This is a genomic window from Olsenella sp. Marseille-P4559, assembly GCF_900605015.1.
In the GTDB taxonomy this organism is placed as follows: Bacteria; Actinomycetota; Coriobacteriia; order Coriobacteriales; family Atopobiaceae; genus Tractidigestivibacter.
Genome location: NZ_LR027573.1, coordinates 1,024,281 through 1,041,132 on the forward strand (window position 1 = coordinate 1,024,281; position 16,852 = coordinate 1,041,132).

The window sequence follows — 16,852 nt, forward strand, 5'->3', positions numbered from 1 at the left end:
TCCTTCGACGTTATTCCTCGCCCTTCATGGAGCGTTCACGCACGTCACGTATGATGTCCCAGTTGTAGTGATGTCCCAAACGGCACCAGTATCATGCCAGAAACGCACGATGTCCGCCAAGACACGGTTAGGGGGGCCCTTGGCCGAGAGAAGAAGGCACCACCGGAGCATGTCATCCGAGGAGCAGGACCGTCTCTCCTCAGAGCGCTACGGCACGGACAGCGACCACAGCTCCTCCCACTCCAACGCGCGCCAGCTCCACAGCACGCCGCTGGTGCAGGGCCGTCATGCCGAAGCAAGCTCCCGCTCCCGTGCCAGCCACAACTCGAACGGCACCCACGCGAGCCACATGCGCGGAGGCGGTTCGGACGAGATGGACCACGCCGCGTCCCGCGCGGATGGCGTTGGCTACTATGTCTCCAAGCGCAAGCAGGCAAAGAAAGGCCACCGAGTGCTCAAGGCAGTCGCCATCTCCTTGATTGCCGTCTTAGCCGTGGCGGGCACGGCGCTTGCCTGGTACATCAGCAACATCAACAGCAAGCTATCCGCAGGCATCGACTCGAGCCTCATCAGCCAGCTTGTCGCGCCGACAAAGACCGACGACCCCTTCTATATGCTGCTCCTTGGCGTTGACCAGGATGACGAGCGTACAGAGGAGTGGGGCTCTGACCAGTCTAACTACCGCACCGACTCGATCATCCTTGCACGCGTTGACCCTCCCAACAAGAAGATCACGCTCATCTCGATACCCCGCGACACCATGGTCGACATGGGCGAACACGGGACGCAAAAGATCAACGCCGCATACTCGTTTGGTGGTGCGTCCTACATGGTCCAGGTGGTCTCCGAGTTTGCGGGCGTGAACATCTCCCACTATGCAGAGCTTAACTTCGAGGAGTTCACCTCTGTCGTGGACACCCTTGGCGGCATAGAGGTCACCCTTCCCGTCGCTGCCTCTGACATGGAATATGCGGGCATAGACCTGCCTGCCGGCACCCAGACCCTTAACGGCGAGGAGGCCCTTGGCCTCTGCCGCAGCCGTCATGCTTACGACGCCTACGGTGGTGGCGACTACTACCGCTCCGCCAACCAGCGCATGGTCATCGCGGCCATTATCCGCAAGGTGCTCGAGAGCGACCCGACCCAGTGGCCCAACCTTATCAACGAGCTGGCAAGCAGTGTCACCACGGACCTCTCCGCCACAGACATTCTGTCCCTTGCCAACCAGTTCAAGGACCTCGACACCGACAATGACATCTATTCCGGCTCTGTACCTACGACCTCGCAGTACATCAACAACCTTTGGTACGAGGTCGTCGATGCGGACGCATGGAAGACGATGATGCAGCGCGTCAATGCGGGCGAGGCTCCGTACTCGGACTCCTCGCAGGACTTCACTGCCGGCGTTGCGGGCTCCGTGGGTTCGGGGGTGGATAGCCCTGACTCGTCATCATCCACCACGAGCTCTGAGCCCGTATACACTGGCAGTGTGCTGGTACTCAACGGCACGGCCACCCAGGGCATCGCCTCGAACGCTTCGGATGTCCTGGCCAACGCTGGATTCTCCTCGATTGCGGGCAATGCCGACTCGAGCGCCCACACGACCACGACGATTGTGTACAGCAGCTCGAAGAGTTCTACCGCATACGAAGAGGCCCTTGGTGTGGCCAATACGCTGGGACTTTCTGTCACGCCAATGGAGAACCCCGGTACGTACTCTGACAACTACGACGTAGTGGTTGTGCTGGGAACTGACTACAAGGGGAAGTAGGTGCGGTGCCGCGGGCCGCACAACGAGGTTCGCGACACCATCTTTCTCGCAGTTCACCCCTTTCCGTAATCGCATTGAATGGCGCAATCTTGTGCGCCAGAACTCGTTGCTGAGGAAGAAACGGTGCCCCGAACAGAGCTCTGGGGGCACCGTAAGGCTCGCGTAGGGGTTAACTCTGCTCTCTACCAGACGTTATACTGACATTTGAACAGGGTTATCTTCATCTCTCTTTCCCCCTCTTTAGGCTGCAAAAGAAACCATTACATCGCTCCCCCTACGCGAAGCTGCCAAAGAACTTGTGGTACAAGTCCCTGCACGTCTCTTTGCCATCTACCTCTACACTTGTAAGGTTCTCGTTTTCAAGGAAGAGGAACCTATCACAGATGCGGTCCATCTCCTCCGGTTGATGAGACGAAATGACGATACCGGAGCCTGTCTCTGCCATACCCCTGACGCAACTCTCGGCAAGCTCTGACTTGTTTGGGTCAAGCGCATTGAGCGGTTCATCTAGCAGTACGAATGGCGTACCAGATGCAGCAGCCATGCACAAAGAAAGCTGGCGGACCATTCCCTGCGACAAGGCCCTCACGGGCTTATCGAGAAAATCGGATGCGCCAACAGACTCCGCGATTCTCTCTGTGCCAACTTTATGGTTATAGAGCGCTTGAACTGCCTCAATATGAAACCTTGCGCTCATATGGGGATACATCAGCCTCTTGTCACTAGGTGCATAGAACATCTGGGATGCGTATGCCTGCTCATCTTTTGGGGAGACCCCCTCAATACTCACGACACCTGCTTTGAGGCGACGTTCTCGCCCAGCAAGAATTTCTAGCAGGGTTGTCTTCCCCGCTCCGTTGGGGGCAATGAGCCCTACCACCTCCGCTTTCCCCATTCGGAATGAGACATCCGACAGTAGGATTTCATCTCCGTAGGAGACTGTCGCTTCCTGAAGAGAAATCCCATTTCCCAAAGAGGGCCGAGTCTGCCTCGCAGCCACGCTCTGCCTAACCAGGGCAAGCAAGGCTGAAAACGCGATTACCCCAGCACCCCACACAACAAGAACCCTACATCCAACCCATGGATCCAGAGAAATCGAAGGCGTAAGGTCCACGTATGGGAACAAGCCCACGCTTCCGGCAACTACCCATGGACAGAAATATGAGAGCGGCATATACGCCAAGGGAAAGCCCAGGAGTGAGTCAGACAGGTAGTAAGAGGGAGCGCTCGGGACAAGTGCGAGCACGAGGGCACAGCAAAATCCAGCAATTGAACTTCTCGCAACACATGACACACAGATGCACACAGATGAGAGAAACAGCCAGGAGAGGAACACGAGCACCGCCGTCCACAAGGCGGCCTGACCTGCAGTCGTCTGTATGATCTCCCCCCCTCTTAGAAACACAATGGGATATGTTGGGCTTCCAAGTCCGTTCTTCAAAGTTGATATTGCGAGGAACGGTAGACAGGAGAGCGCGAAGGTCACGAGACAAACAATGACTCCGACAATGCACCTTGAGAGCACAGCAATGCTTCTCGAGACCGTGCTGCTACCAAGAAGCTTTCGCCAGTCGGTGACCATAGACACCGACAGGCCAATTAACAGAGGCAGGATGACCAATACGAACTGGGGCAGCGTGCTCGGGGCCACGGATGCCAAGAGAAGAGCCGGCAATTGAGTCGAGGAGTCGTATTCGGGGGTCTCCCCTGCCTCGCTCATGGCTTCGGCGTATCTGACATTCACCTCGGCTTCTAGTGCGCTTGACCCCACGAGCGTCCCGGATGACACTTCTTCCTCGTTCGCGCGATACAACTCTGCAAGCGTGGCGTAGAAGCCAGAGCTTGTATCGGCGCTGAGGGCGTCCTCCATATAAGCAAGCTGCTGGTTAATATCATCGATCAACCTGTTGGGAGCTCCATCAAACGCGCCGCTCGCCAGATTTGTTGACAGGCTTTCGTGGTTCATCCTCAGTACCTGCCGCAGGAGCCCAGGTCCATACAAGGGATATGGAACTAAGGCGCTGAGCGACAGGAGCAGTGCAAATGATGCTGTCGCTGCCCAGAGGACAGGCTCTCGAAGCAGCACCTTCAGCACAAGCCTGCAATACGTCATAGCAGCCTCCGATGCCACTGGTTAATGCATTAAAAATACCTGAATCCAGCGCTTGCAACGCCCCCCGCTCCGGACGACTCGGCAAACGGTAGAGCAGTGCATACACACAAACAAGGGACCCCGAGACGAATGTCCCGGGGTCCCTCGTGAAGGCAGTCGCGCCACCGCAGCGCTACACGTTGAAGCGGAAGACCATCACGTCCCCGTCCTGAACTACGTAGTCCTTGCCCTCCATGCGCAGACGGCCAGCGTCGCGTGCACCGGACTCACCACCCAGCGTGACGTAGTCCCTGTAGCTGATCGTTTCGGCCTTGATGAAGCCCTTCTCGAAGTCAGAGTGGATGACGCCTGCCGCCTCGGGAGCCTTGGCACCGATGCGCACCGTCCAGGCACGAACCTCCTTGGGCCCGGCAGTGAAGAAGCTCTGGAGGCCCAGCAGGTGGTAAGCCGCACGCGCAAGCACCTCGAGGCCGGAATGCTCAAGCCCCATGGACTCGAGGTACTCAGCCGCCTCTTCCGGATCAAGGTCAGCCAGCTCGGCCTCGACCTCGGCACAGATGGGAATAGCGTCTTGGTCGTTGATCTGGGGTTTCTCACCCAGCTGGTCCTCGTCGCAGTTTGCAACGTAGAGGACGGGCTTCATGGTGAGCAGGAAGAGGTCGCGGGCAGCAACGCGTTCGTCGTCGCTCATGTCCATCTCCGCCGCGCGATGCCCCTCGTTGAGCCACGCCCGCAGGCGCTTGGCCACCTCGAGACGCGGGGCCACTTCCTTGTCGCGCTTGGCCTCCTTCTCCAGCTTGGGAATTGAGCGGTCAAGTGAGCCCAAGTCCGCGAGGACAAGCTCGGTCTGAATGGTGTCAGCGTCTGCCACGGGGTCGACAAATGCACCAGTCCTACCCGTCTCGCGCATGACGTTGGGATCTTTGAAGAAGCGCACGACCTCGCAAATGGCATCGCAGTTGCGGATGTTCGCCAGGAACTGGTTGCCCAGGCCCTCGCCTTCGTTTGCACCCTTCACGAGGCCCGCGATGTCAACGAACTCGACGGAGGCCGGTACGATACGTGCAGGGTTCACGATCTTGGCAAGCTCCTGCAAGCGCTCGTCAGGAACGTCGACCACGCCCACATTGGGATCGATGGTGGCAAAGGGATAGTTTGCCGCCAGCCCGCCCTTGCGGGTAAGCGCAGTGAACAGGGTCGATTTGCCCACGTTGGGAAGTCCCACGATGCCAATGGAAAGTGACACGATGCTTCTCCTTCTTGACCTGCGGCTTTTTGCCTATGGCCTCTTACTTCCTCTCGCTGTCATCAAACTTCTCGAGGGTGTCGGCTGCCTTGGCGAGCTGCTTTTTGCCCTGCTCCATAAGGCGCTGGGCCTCCTGCTTGGCCTTTGTCTTCTGACGGGCAAGCTCCTCAGCGTTCTTGTCGGGAATCACCAGGTCGCGGGCATCCTGGGCCTGCATGGAGAGTGCACCCTCGGGGCAGGCCCTCACGCACGCGACGCAGTTCACGCAGTACGCAGCCATGGTGTGGACGTGGCCGCTGTCATCAAGATCGATGGCATGGGTAACGCAAGCCTTGGCGCAATCACCGCAGGATGTGCAGAGATCGGGGTCAACCACAGGCACGTCCAGCATAATGCCTGCTGCCAGTTCCGGATCGTGCTGAAGGCCGCCCATCATGAGCTTGCGGTTCTGGGTGAGAATGCGCTGGCGGTTCTGGTTGGTCTTGGCGCCAACGGCGTTCTCGAGCTGACGCTGCAGCTCGTTCAGGCGGGTAGCATGGTCGGTAATCTTCTTGGCCACCGCTTGTGCGCCGGCAAGGGCCGGGTTAGAACGCGTCACGAGGCCCTCTGTGGCGTGGATGGCCGAGCTCACAAACTGGCTGCGACGATACTCGCGCGTGAACTCGTGCGTGAGGTTGTCCTTGTCGACCTCGAGGCCCACGGCCGACTTTGCCCACTCCTCCGCCGTGCCGATGGCCTCGGTGTAAAACGCCTCCCCCGTCGTGGTTCGGCAGCGGTCACAGATGCCCAGCGGCAGGTAGACGGACACGTTGGCGTAGTCCACGAGAATGGAGAACCACAGGTCACGAGAAATCATGCCTACACATGGGAGGAGTATCTCGTTGGGCCTGGGCAGGCGCTTGAGGGCACGCGTACACGTGACATAGCACTGCTCGTATGCCGAGGCCGCACGGGCAATGTTGTCATAGAGCTGCTTTGCCATGTGACGGCGCGTATTGAAGACCTCGGTGGGGCAGGCCGCCTGGCAAAGACCGCACTTGCGGCAGTTGTCCGCGATGGTCACGGACTTGTTGTGGATGCCAATCGAGTTAGTGGGGCATACGTCCAGGCAGGTGGAGCAGACGTCATCGCGATCTGCAGCACAACGCAGGCAGCGGCTTGAGTTGCACCAGGGCTTTTCCTTGTAGTCCGCCGGATCGAAGACTTTGCGCTGGCCAGGGTCCTGGGCAAGCGAGTCCGCAATGCCCGCAAACGGGTTCTGAACTGCCTGCCAGCTATCTTGGATATCGATGAGATCATCGAGGATGTCGCGCTTCTGGGCCATTGACTCTCCTGTCGGCTTGTTACGTTTGCGCTGGTGCGCTAGTGAGCACACAGCATTTTAAGTATACAGCGGAGAAGGCGCGCGCCACGCGGAAGGAAGCCTGTCCCTTCGCCGGAAACCTCTAGATAGCCTTTTGCAACTATTCAGAGTCTCATATTGACGGTTGGTGGCAGTTTTTTGCGATTACCTCTTGTATCACAACCATAGTAACAATTCTCTAGCTGCGGCTTTGCAAAGTTAGCCAATGTATCTACTTCTGAGTTGCCTGAAAAACTGCCACCAACCGAAAAAGTAGACCAAGGGCACCTCGATGACCGTCGTCAGCCCTCCAAAACCACGCCGCGCCGAGCCGTCATTGGGCCCTCACAGCCTTTCTGCGGAGCCGAGAATAAGCGGGGCCCCAGGTGCACATGGCACCTGGGGCCCGAAAGTTCACTCGGTCAAATTGTATGACCAAGGAGCGGTACGCGGGGCTACCCTAGCCCTTAGTACATACCGCCGCCCTGGCCGCCAGCAGCGGCGGCCTTGGAGATAGCCTCCTCGATGGTGGTGTCCTTGGGCTCATCGGAGACTGTGGCCTCAGTGATGAGGATGAGCGACGCCACGGAGGCGGCGTTCTGAAGCGTGGTGCGAGTAACCTTGACAGGGTCGAGAACGCCCATCTCGATCATGTCGCCATAGTTGCCGGTTGCAGAGTCGAGACCCTGACCCTTGGACAGGCCCTTGATCTTCTCGACCACAACGGAACCCTCGAAGCCAGCGTTGCTCGCGATGGTCCTCACGGGAGCCTCGAGGGCCTTGCGGATGATATCGACACCGATCTTCTCATCGGCATCAGAGGTCTTGACGGAGTCGAGTGCGGGGGCCGCGGCCAGGAACGCCACGCCACCGCCAGCGACGATGCCCTCCTCGACAGCCGCGCGGGTGGCCTGCAGGGCGTCCTCGATACGGTGCTTGATCTCCTTGAGCTCGACCTCGGTAGCGGCACCAACCTTGATGACTGCGACGCCACCGGAGAGCTTGGCCAGACGCTCCTGGAGCTTCTCCTTGTCGAAGTCGGAGGTGGTGTTCTCAATCTCGTTCTTAATCTGGGCAACGCGCTCCTCGATGGCGTCCTTGGAGCCGGCGCCACCGACGATGGTGGTGTTGTCCTTGGTGATCTTGACGGACTTGGCACGACCGAGCATCTCGGCAGTAACGTCGGCGAGCTGGACGCCAAGCTCCTTCATGGCAACCTGGCCACCGGTGAGGATGGCGATGTCTTCGAGCATGCGCTTGCGACGGTCACCGTAGCCGGGGGCCTTCACGGCAGCGACGTTCAGCGTGCCACGGAGCTTGTTGAGAATCAGCGTGGCCAAGGCCTCGCCGTCCACGTCCTCGGCGATGATGAGCAGCGGTGCGCCCTGCTTGGAGACAGCCTCGAGGATGGGCAGGACATCCTGGATGTTGGAGATCTTCTGATCGGTCATCAGGATGTAAGGGTTATCCAGCTCCGCCGTCATGTTGTCGTTGTTGGTGGCAAAGTACGGGGAGATGTAGCCCTTGTCAAACTGCATGCCCTCGACGGTGTCGATGTCGATGCCGAAGGTCTGGGACTCGTCGACGGTAATCACGCCGTCCTTGCCCACGACCTCCATGGCGTCAGAAATCTTCTCGCCGATCTCGGGGTCGCCAGCAGAGATGGTGCCCACGGAAGCGATCTGCTGCTTGGTGGAGATCTCCATCGCGGAGTCCTTCATCTCGGCAACAACCGCGTCAACGGCCTTGTCGACGCCGCGACGGATGGCAATGGGGTTGGCACCGGCGGCAACGTTACGCAGGCCCTCGTTGACGATGACCTGCGCGAGCAGCGTAGCGGTGGTGGTGCCGTCACCGACGGTGTCGTTGGTCTTGGTGGCGACCTCCTTCACCAGCTGGGCGCCCATGTTCTCGATGGGGTCCGTGAGCTCAATCTCCTTGGCGACAGAAACGCCGTCGTTGGTGATGGTGGGGGCGCCATAGGAGCGCTGGAGCGCGACGTAGCGACCCTTGGGGCCGAGCGTGGTGGTGACGGCGTCAGCGAGGGTGTTCACGCCCTTGGCCAGCTTCGTGCGGGCGTCGGTGCCAAAAACAATGTCCTTAGCCATGTTGTGCTTGTCCTTCCAGATAAACCCTGATGGGTGAATTACCAGCTAGCATCTCGACTCTATGCGAGCTACTCCTCGATGATGGCGTAGATGTCATCCGCGCGGAGGAGCAGGAAGTCCTCGTCGTCGACCTTGACCTCGTTGCCACCAAACTTGCCGTAGAACACCTCGTCGCCCGCCTTGACGTCAACGGGGATGCGGTTGCCATCCTGATCGCGCTTGCCCTCGCCCACGGCGACGACCTTACCGCGCTGCGGCTTCTCCTGAGCGCCCGAGGAGATGTACAGACCAGAAGAGGTCTTCTCCTCCTTGGGTGCGGGCTTGACGAGAACGCGGTCTCCCAGCGGCTTAAGAGTCATAACCAAGAACCTCCTTTTAGGGCGCCGTGCGGCGCTTGAACCTGTGACGACGGACGTGTGGTCCTGTCATCCAATCCAACGTCCATCTATGTACCCATCCGATTGAGGTTATACCGTCGCGATGAGAAAAATCTTCCAATTGAGACTTAGATTTTCTAACTGGGTTGGAACCATGGATGCGGGTCGCGTCGGGCGCAGACGTGCGTCGGGCACGGTGACGCCGGAGGCGCATTCTCACATGCCGCAGCTCGCAGGTATTAACTATGCTCGTAATGCGTACAATGGAACGCACGTTAGGCGCCAAGGGAACGGGGATTGCATGCGTGAGCTCGAGGAGAGGATCAAGCAGGAGGGCATCGTCCGCGAGGGCAACGTACTCAAAGTCGATAGCTTTCTCAATCACCAGTGCGATGTCGCGCTTTACGCGGATATGGGTGACGAGTGGGCGCGACGCTTTGCCGGCAGGCCCGTCGACAAGATTCTGACCATCGAAGCGTCTGGCATTGGCATCGCCTGCGTCGCAGCCACGCGCTTTGGCAACGCTCCGGTGGTCTTTGCGCGCAAGTCGCAGTCCATCAACCTCGATGGCAAGCAGTACGTGGCACGCGTGCACAGCTACACCCACGGCAACGACAACACGGTCATTGTCGCCAAGCGTTTCCTCGACAAGGGTGAGCACGTCCTCATCATCGACGATTTTCTCGCCAACGGATGCGCGCTCGACGGCCTCATCGAGATCTGCGACCAGGCAGGCGCCATTGTCGAGGGCATCGGCATCGCCGTCGAGAAGGGCTTTCAGCCCGGCGGCACGCGCCTGCGCGAGAGGGGCTTCGACGTTCAGTCGCTGGCCGTCGTGAGGTCCATGGACGCAGAGACCGGCGCGATCGTATTTGAGTAGCGCCGCACGCGACACACCCCACACCGAGAAGCGCGGGCCCACATCGCCGTGGGCCCGTCTTCTTACAGCCCCTCGAGTTCGCGCAGCCAAAGCGTGGCGCAAGCGTCGGACGGCATGCGCAAATCTCCCCTGGGGGAGACAGCCGCCGAACCTACCTTCGGTCCGTCCGGCAGGCAGCTGCGCTTGAACTGCTGCGCGAAGTAACGCCGGTAGAAGGTCTTCTCCCACTTGAGAATCGTGGCATCGTCATAGGTGTCCCCAAGCGCATGACGCGCCAGCCGATACGCCTTGCGCGGCGGCGTGCACCGGCGCAGGACCTCGTACAGGAAGAAGTCGTGCAGCTCATAGGGACCGACAAGGTCTTCTGTGCGTTGGGCGATGGTGCCATCCTTCTCGGCAGGCAGAAGCTCTGGCGAGACAGGTGTGTCCAGAACGTCGTAGAGAACGTGGGACTCCTCGTCGTTTCCGCAGGTATCGGCCACGTAGCGAACAAGATGCCGCACAAGGGTCTTGGGCACGCTGGCATTGACCGCATACATCGACATGTGGTCACCGTTGTACGTAGCCCAGCCAAGCGCCAGCTCGGAGAGGTCACCGGTTCCAACCACCAGGCCACCCTCCTGGTTTGCAATGTCCATGAGCACCTGGGTGCGCTCGCGCGCCTGGCAGTTCTCATACGTGACGTCGTGCATGGACTCGTCGTGGCCAATGTCGGAGAAGTGCTGGCGCACGGCGTCGGAAATGTTGACCTCGCGCAGGTCACAGTCAAGGGCAGCCGCAAGCATGGTGGCGTTACCATGCGTGCGGCCCGTAGTGCCAAACCCGGGCATGGTCACCGCAATGATGCCCGTACGGTCCAGGTCGAGCAGGTCGAACGCGCGAACGCACACCAAGAGGGCAAGCGTGGAGTCAAGTCCGCCCGAGACGCCAATCACCACGTGGCTCGAGCGTGTGTGCGCAAGGCGCTTGGCTAGGCCGCGGGCCTGGATGCTCAGGACGTCCTCGCACCTCTCGGCACGACGCTCGGCATCTGCGGGCACAAACGGATGGGGGTCAACAAAGCGCGTGAGCGTGGTGCGGCTGGGCGTAAGCGAGAAGTGCGTGACCGTGTAGCCCGCCGCCTCGGGTGCCGGCGCAGCGACAAAGGTGGACATGCGGCGGCGCTCCTCGCAGAGGAAGGCCACGTCCACCTCGCTTGTGGCGGCACCGCTACCAAAGGGCTGAGCTTCCGCGAGCATACGGCCGTTCTCGGCAACCATGTCGTGCCCACCAAAGACCAAATCCTGCGTGGACTCGCCGCCGCCAGCCGAGGCGTACACATAGCCGCAGATGAGGCGCGCAGACTGCCCGCTCACGAGGCTGCGCCTGTAACCTGCCTTGCCTACGATTGCGTTAGAGGCCGAGAGGTTGCAGATCAGCGTGGCGCCCGCCAGTGCGTGCTCGGTTGAGGGCGGATTGGGAATCCAGAGGTCCTCGCAAATCTCGGCGGCAACTACCAGCTGTGGGAGCTCGCTGCAGGCAAAGAGCTGCTTGGTGCCAAAAGGCACGCCCGAAAAGCCCGCAAAATCCACAGACACGCAGGCATCTGGCCCCACCGAGAAGTGGCGAGACTCATAGAACTCGTTATAGGTAGGAATGGCCCGCTTGGGAACAATGCCCAGCACGCATCCATGCGCGAGGACAACGGCGCAGTTGTAGAGCTTGGCATTCACGCGCACGGGTGCGCCGAGAAGCACAAGGGCGTCCAGGTGGGAGGTCTTCCGGGCAATGGTAGCCACGGCCTTCTCGGCCGCGTTGAGAAGGGCGCCCTGCCAGAAGAGGTCCTCACAGGTGTAGGCCGTTGTACAGAGCTCCGGAAGCACGATGACGCGCGCGCCGTCTTTGGCGGCGGCCTCAATATGACGCAGGCAGGAGGCGGTGTTGTACTCCACGTCGGCAACACGGACCTCGGGCGTCCTTGCCGCGACCTTCACGAATCCGTCCAGCATCTTTCCTCCCGGGCTCCTCCAAGGGAATTGGTTTGGCGCAAGACTCATATTTCCAAGAGTAGCGTATCGTAGAGATGCAACGACGTTCTATTGCGTCAAGCACGGCCATTCCGTCAAAAGCATGGGCCCACACTCATTTCACTCACGCGAAGGGAGGCATGCATATGACAGCGAATTCACTTGGAGGCATCATTCGCACGCTTCGCAAAGAACGCGGGCTCACGCAAGAACAGCTTGCAGAGGGCATCTGCTCGCCCGTCTCGGTGTCGCGCATAGAGAATGGGCTACAAACACCCTCGAAGGCAGTGCTCGATGCACTTATGGACCGCTTGGGCATGAGCAGCTACCAGCTCTTTGACGTTAACGCCGGCAGCAAAGAGCAGCGAGAATTTGACAGGCGCATTCAGAATGCATGGCTCGCTTTCGATGGTCTCGACGCAAGGCGCGGCAGAGCTCTACTTGAGGAGCTGCAGACAAGTATCGACGATGGCTCGCCTGCCACCGAACGACAAAGACTCCTTGAAGTCGATGGTGCATCTATGCTTAGAAATGGCTGCACCCCCACCGATGCCATGCGCGCCCTTACCCTGTTAGAGCAGGGGCTAAGACTCACAAAGCCAGGTATTGATCCAAGCGACCTACGCGACGAATTGCTCTCTCCTACCGAGGCGCAGATTCTCTCGCACATGGTTGCAGCCCTGTACTATGCAGGACGTGACATTGAAGCAGTTCGTCTTAGCGAGGAAATACTTCTCTCGTTAAAACGACAACAGGCACAAGGCCACCGGTTCCTTACTGCATGGCTCAACGTAATGGTTAATCTTGCGATTATCGAAGAGAAACGCGAGCATTTTGACGAGTCTACCCTCTACCTGCAGCAGGCACGAAGAAGAAGCCTCGACGAGGAAGAACTCATTATGATGCCCATCATTCTTGCCGGCCTTGCCCGTGCAAAGTTCAGAGAAGGCGACGTTGCCGCAGCTACGCACATGATGCGCACGGTTGCCGACTACCTTGATCTCTGCGACAAAGACGACTATACACAAGACATCCGCTCATGGGCTCAAGAGCACATGGATGTAGAGCTCTAGGCGGCGATGCTCAGAGATACTAGGTGCTCAGTATCCAGTACTTAACATCTCGAGTAATTTAAAACTTACATGCTCTGATATGGAGTGAGGCATGCCTCCTTGCGATGATTCCATTGTTGGCGTAAGGGGGCGTTGAACATGAGGGGGCAAGCAGAGCATCTGTCAGGGCAAGTCAATAGTGGCTGGGTCATCATTATCATCAAGCATTAGCTTCATCAATCCGCTGGCAAGGCCTCTCTCTGCCAGTGGATTCCTAACGGCATACAACTGCATTTATGTTTAGCGACTGAAGGGGAGACCATGCAGGGATTGTCATACATCAGAAGATACGCCAGCGCCGGTAAGCTAGCAGGTCTCTGTCTTCTCAACTTTCTACTCTGCGCCATGGTTATGGGCGTCGCCCTTCTGCTGAGCTTGCTGCTTGACACCATCTCCAATTCGGCAACAACGGGTGACCTCTCTGCATTGCTGCGCCTCATCTTTATTGCCTGCCTGTATACCCTTATAGTTGGGATTCTAAGCGTGATTGTGGGCTATCTTAAGGCATCCATTATTAAGAATGTCATGGTTGGCATTCGCGAAGGTGCTTCCCGTGGTCTATTGTTCAAAAATACTGCAGGGACCTCCAGTAGCGCAGATCAACTCACACTTCTCGGACAGAGTATGGACACGCTTGAGAATGACTGGCTGGGAGGAATGGCAGACATATTGAATGCTGCTTTCAGCATAGCAATCGGTTGCGTTCTGCTGGTATGCCTTAATCCGCTCATTGCATTGATTTCACTCATAGGAATGGCTCTCCCTACCCTGGTTCCGCAGCTATTTAGCAAGCGTCTAGCTGACCAGCAGCAACAAATTATCTCCGACACTGCAGCCTACAACGGACGAGTGCGCGACACAGCCCAAGGTAACGAGGTTATAAAATCGTTCCACGCAGAGTCGTTTATCCTCGAGAAGCTGAATGAAGCCGCTAAATTTCTACAGGGTCATAAAGAGAGTCTCACCAGAACGACGGTGTGTATCAGTGGATTCTCAGGTGTCGTTGGCGTAGCCGTACAGTTCATCATCATGGGCATCACGGGCATCTTTGTGGTAAAGGGCTTTGTGACTATCGGCAGCGTAGTGGCGGTTACGCAGCTCTCAGGAAGCGTCATCTCGCCAGCAACAGAGCTTTCTAATAAGCTTAGCAAGCTAAAGGCAACCTACCCCATCTTGGATCGACTTGCTGAGCTTGATGGGGCTGCTCACAGTGATACCGATGCCACAACTCACCAGGTAGATCATTCACTTGCTCTCGATCATGCATCCTTCTCGTATGACGGGAACGACACACAAGTAGTAAAGAACTGCACTGCACGCTTTGACGCGGGACGCAAATATGCCATTTGTGGGCAGAGCGGCTGTGGCAAGTCTACCCTACTCGGCTTGCTGTCTGGAATGCATGCGCCCAGCTCAGGAACATTGCTTGTTGATGGTGAAGCCAACGCAATACCAGACGTTGCCTTTGTCCACCAAAATGTATTTCTCTTTGACGGAACCTTACGCGAGAACATCACGCTTGGAGGTAGCTTCTCAGACGCTGCCATCTCCCAAGCCATGCACCTTGCAAAACTCGATGATGTTGCAGCAGCACTCCCGCAGGGACTTGACACGCCTGTTAGCGAGAACGGCACGCGTCTCTCGGGCGGTGAGCGTCAGCGTGTCGCCATTGCAAGAGCACTGCTTTACAGCAAGCGAACGCTTCTTGTGGACGAGGCAACCTCAGCACTTGATCGCAACACCGCAGCTCAAGTGGAAGACGCATTGCTTTCCCTTGATGGAGTGACCGTAATTGCCGTAACGCACCATTTAGACAAGACGCATGCAGCTCGCTATGACAAGGTACTCACCATGAAAAATGGGCATCTGAAAGACGAGAGACAAGGGGACCGTCCCCTTGTCTCATAGGTAGCGGGCGAGAAATTCGCGGGTACGGGGCTTCTCGGGGTCGGTGAACATCTTCTCGGGACTGCCCTTCTCGGCAATGACGCCCTCGTCCATGAACACGACCTCGTCGGATACGCTGCGCGCGAACGCCATCTCGTGCGTCACCACGACCATGGTCATGCCCTGGGACGCCAGACGCCGCATGACCTCGAGGACCTCGCCAGAGATCTCGGGGTCAAGCGCCGAGGTGGGCTCGTCAAAGAGCATGAGGTCGGGCTTCATGCAGAGCGCACGCGCAATGGCAACACGCTGCTTCTGCCCTCCGGAGAGGGTGTTGACATCGGCGCCGGCAAAGTCTGCGAGGCCCACGGAGTCGAGGTTTGCCAGCGCGACCTTCTCGGCCTCCTGCCTGCTCGTCTTCTTGAGCGTCACCGGTGCCAGCGTGCAGTTGTCCAGCACGTTCATGTTGTTGAACAGGTTGAAGCTCTGGAAGACCATGCCGATCTTCTCGCGCAGGGCGTTGATGTCAACGTGCTCGGCTGCAAGGTCCTTACCGCGGAACCACACGTGTCCCGCGTCCGGCGTCTCGAGCAGGTTGATGCAGCGCAAGAGCGTCGACTTGCCAGAGCCCGATGCACCGATGATGGTCACGACCTGCCCCGGCATAACGGTGAGGTCGATGCCGCGAAGCACCATGTTGGAGCCAAAGGACTTCCGGAGGCCCTCCACGCGCACGACGGCCTCGGAGCCTGCGCCGGAGGCCGCAGCGCTCACGCCGCATGCGCCGTTCCCGCTTGTTGCCATGCTACTTCTCGCCTCCCACCTTCACATTGGACACTCCCAGCACGAGCTCGGTCTTGGCGTCAAGCCGCTTGGCAAGCTTGCCCAAAAGCCACGACGCCGTTGCCGTCATGATGAGGTAGAACACGGCGATAACGAGATAGGCATTGAGCTGCTTGTAGTAGATGCCAGAGATGGTAGAGGCGGCAAACGCAAGGTCAAACACGCCAATCACCGAGAGCACCGAGGAGTCCTTGATGTTGATGACCAACTCGTTCGAGAGGCCGGGGATGGCGTAGCGAATGCCCTGCGGAAAGACGACCTTCACCATGGCCTGCCACTGCGAAAGCCCCAGCGAGCGCGCGGCCTCCATCTGGCCCTTGTCGACAGACTCGATGCCGCCGCGCAGGACCTCCATCATGTACGCCGTGGAGTTGAGCGAGACAACCACCAGGCCGGCGATGAAGCGCGACCACACGGCATTGATCTCTGTCACCGACATGCCCGACCCACTGAACAGGCCAAAGCCCGCATAGTAGATAATCACGCCCTGCACAAGCATTGGCGTGCCACGCACCACCGTGCTGTAGACCCCGGCAAACCCCACGCCAACCTTCTTGAGGAAGCGGATGAGGTCGTTGTCGGGACGGTCAATCTGCTGGATGCGCACGAAGGCGAGAAGGAGCGCCAGCACAAACGCGATGGCCGTGCCAAAAACTGCCAGCTCAATGGTAGTGGCAATACCCTGGAGATACGTCGAGTAGCCCTGCTGGAACATGTAGAGGGTCTGGATGAGCATGTCATCCTGCGGCATGGAGGTGGCTGCCGAAGCGGTTACCCATGCGCTGGCAAAGCCCATCACCGCGCGGTCAACGAACAGCACGATGGCAAGCGCCCAGATAGCGTAGGACCCAAGGCGCAGTGCGCGCTGGGCACGCGGACGCGTAAACGGCGACGCCTCGGCATATGCATCCCAGTGCGTGAGCTTGAACACAAGTGCCACAGCCGAGAGGACAAGCCACGCAGCCAGCACGTAGTACATAACGACCTCGACCGTATACGCATGAGCGAGGAAGCTCAGCGACGGCCGCGGCTGGCTGGAGAGCCACATGCCCGCATACGCCACGGCTGACGTGCCGAGAAGGACGTAGCGGTGGTCTCGGCGCAGCCACGCGGCAAGGCGTGCGCGCCGCGTGGTGGGCTTGGCGGATAACGCGTCTGTCATTGTGC

General features: G+C 58.8%; 12 protein-coding genes. 4 read left to right on the plus strand and 8 right to left on the minus strand.

The annotated features are described in order from the left end of the window. Positions 1-169 precede the first annotated feature (169 nt). Positions 170-1,771 carry an LCP family protein gene (locus E0E00_RS04760; RefSeq protein ID WP_165443550.1) on the plus strand — a complete coding sequence of 534 codons (1,602 nt, stop codon included), beginning with the start codon at positions 170-172 and terminating at the stop codon, positions 1,769-1,771. A 274-nt stretch (positions 1,772-2,045) separates the two neighbouring features. On the opposite strand, the gene E0E00_RS04765 is transcribed toward E0E00_RS04760, so the two are convergent. From E0E00_RS04765 to groES, 5 genes are all read right to left on the minus strand, one after another. Continuing rightward, complete coding sequence (locus E0E00_RS04765; protein ID WP_130811367.1) at positions 2,046-3,884, minus strand: ATP-binding cassette domain-containing protein; 1,839 nt, start codon at positions 3,882-3,884, stop codon at positions 2,046-2,048. Positions 3,885-4,056: 172 nt separating this feature from the next. After that, positions 4,057-5,130: a redox-regulated ATPase YchF gene (gene ychF / locus E0E00_RS04770; RefSeq protein ID WP_130811368.1), complete on the minus strand. Its 1,074-nt coding sequence runs from the start codon at positions 5,128-5,130 to the stop codon at positions 4,057-4,059. Positions 5,131-5,173: 43 nt separating this feature from the next. Then, the gene (locus E0E00_RS04775; protein WP_130811369.1) at positions 5,174-6,454 is read right to left on the minus strand and encodes a 4Fe-4S dicluster domain-containing protein; all 1,281 of its coding nucleotides are present in this window, start codon (positions 6,452-6,454) and stop codon (positions 5,174-5,176) included. A gap of 485 nt (positions 6,455-6,939) precedes the next feature. Continuing rightward, the gene (gene groL, locus E0E00_RS04780) at positions 6,940-8,580 is read right to left on the minus strand and encodes a chaperonin GroEL (protein ID WP_130811370.1); all 1,641 of its coding nucleotides are present in this window, start codon (positions 8,578-8,580) and stop codon (positions 6,940-6,942) included. Between the two features lie 68 nt (positions 8,581-8,648). Beyond that, a complete protein-coding gene (gene groES, locus E0E00_RS04785; protein ID WP_130811371.1) occupies positions 8,649-8,939 on the minus strand; it encodes a co-chaperone GroES in 291 nt (96 codons plus the stop codon). A 319-nt stretch (positions 8,940-9,258) separates the two neighbouring features. Between groES and E0E00_RS04790 the strand changes: the two genes are divergently transcribed. Then, on the plus strand, positions 9,259-9,837 hold the full coding sequence (locus tag E0E00_RS04790) for a xanthine phosphoribosyltransferase (protein ID WP_130811372.1): 579 nt from the start codon (positions 9,259-9,261) through the stop codon (positions 9,835-9,837). Between the two features lie 62 nt (positions 9,838-9,899). On the opposite strand, the gene E0E00_RS04795 is transcribed toward E0E00_RS04790, so the two are convergent. Beyond that, complete coding sequence (locus tag E0E00_RS04795) at positions 9,900-11,825, minus strand: NAD(+) synthase (RefSeq protein ID WP_130811373.1); 1,926 nt, start codon at positions 11,823-11,825, stop codon at positions 9,900-9,902. A 158-nt stretch (positions 11,826-11,983) separates the two neighbouring features. Between E0E00_RS04795 and E0E00_RS04800 the strand changes: the two genes are divergently transcribed. Continuing rightward, positions 11,984-12,916 (plus strand): helix-turn-helix domain-containing protein, encoded by a 933-nt coding sequence (locus E0E00_RS04800; protein ID WP_165443551.1) that lies wholly within the window; start codon positions 11,984-11,986, stop codon positions 12,914-12,916. 300 nt (positions 12,917-13,216) lie between these two features. Next, positions 13,217-14,863: an ABC transporter ATP-binding protein gene (locus E0E00_RS04805; protein WP_130811375.1), complete on the plus strand. Its 1,647-nt coding sequence runs from the start codon at positions 13,217-13,219 to the stop codon at positions 14,861-14,863. Here the strand turns inward: E0E00_RS04805 and E0E00_RS04810 are convergent. Together E0E00_RS04810 and E0E00_RS04815 are read right to left on the minus strand one after the other, a co-directional pair. Further along, positions 14,858-15,538, minus strand: coding sequence for an amino acid ABC transporter ATP-binding protein (locus E0E00_RS04810; RefSeq protein ID WP_242622162.1), 681 nt, complete (start codon positions 15,536-15,538; stop codon positions 14,858-14,860). The two genes, E0E00_RS04805 and E0E00_RS04810, sit on opposite strands and share 6 nt — an antisense overlap. A 109-nt stretch (positions 15,539-15,647) precedes the next feature. Continuing rightward, positions 15,648-16,847, minus strand: a complete 1,200-nt coding sequence (locus tag E0E00_RS04815; protein WP_130811377.1) for an amino acid ABC transporter permease — start codon at positions 16,845-16,847, stop codon at positions 15,648-15,650. Positions 16,848-16,852: the final 5 nt, after the last annotated feature.

Bases quoted from the DNA above. Each gene is read 5' to 3' on its own strand.
- E0E00_RS04775 (WP_130811369.1), bottom strand. From the start codon at position 6,454: ATGGCCCAGAAGCGCGACATCCTCGATGATCTCATCGATATCCAAGAT.
- E0E00_RS04800 (WP_165443551.1), top strand. From the start codon at position 11,984: ATGCATATGACAGCGAATTCACTTGGAGGCATCATTCGCACGCTTCGC.
- E0E00_RS04805 (WP_130811375.1), top strand. From the start codon at position 13,217: ATGCAGGGATTGTCATACATCAGAAGATACGCCAGCGCCGGTAAGCTA.
- E0E00_RS04765 (WP_130811367.1), bottom strand. From the start codon at position 3,884: ATGACGTATTGCAGGCTTGTGCTGAAGGTGCTGCTTCGAGAGCCTGTC.
- E0E00_RS04795 (WP_130811373.1), bottom strand. From the start codon at position 11,825: ATGCTGGACGGATTCGTGAAGGTCGCGGCAAGGACGCCCGAGGTCCGT.
- E0E00_RS04810 (WP_242622162.1), bottom strand. From the start codon at position 15,538: ATGGTGCTTCGCGGCATCGACCTCACCGTTATGCCGGGGCAGGTCGTG.
- E0E00_RS04790 (WP_130811372.1), top strand. From the start codon at position 9,259: ATGCGTGAGCTCGAGGAGAGGATCAAGCAGGAGGGCATCGTCCGCGAG.
- groES (WP_130811371.1), bottom strand. From the start codon at position 8,939: ATGACTCTTAAGCCGCTGGGAGACCGCGTTCTCGTCAAGCCCGCACCC.
- groL (WP_130811370.1), bottom strand. From the start codon at position 8,580: ATGGCTAAGGACATTGTTTTTGGCACCGACGCCCGCACGAAGCTGGCC.
- E0E00_RS04815 (WP_130811377.1), bottom strand. From the start codon at position 16,847: ATGACAGACGCGTTATCCGCCAAGCCCACCACGCGGCGCGCACGCCTT.
- E0E00_RS04760 (WP_165443550.1), top strand. From the start codon at position 170: ATGTCATCCGAGGAGCAGGACCGTCTCTCCTCAGAGCGCTACGGCACG.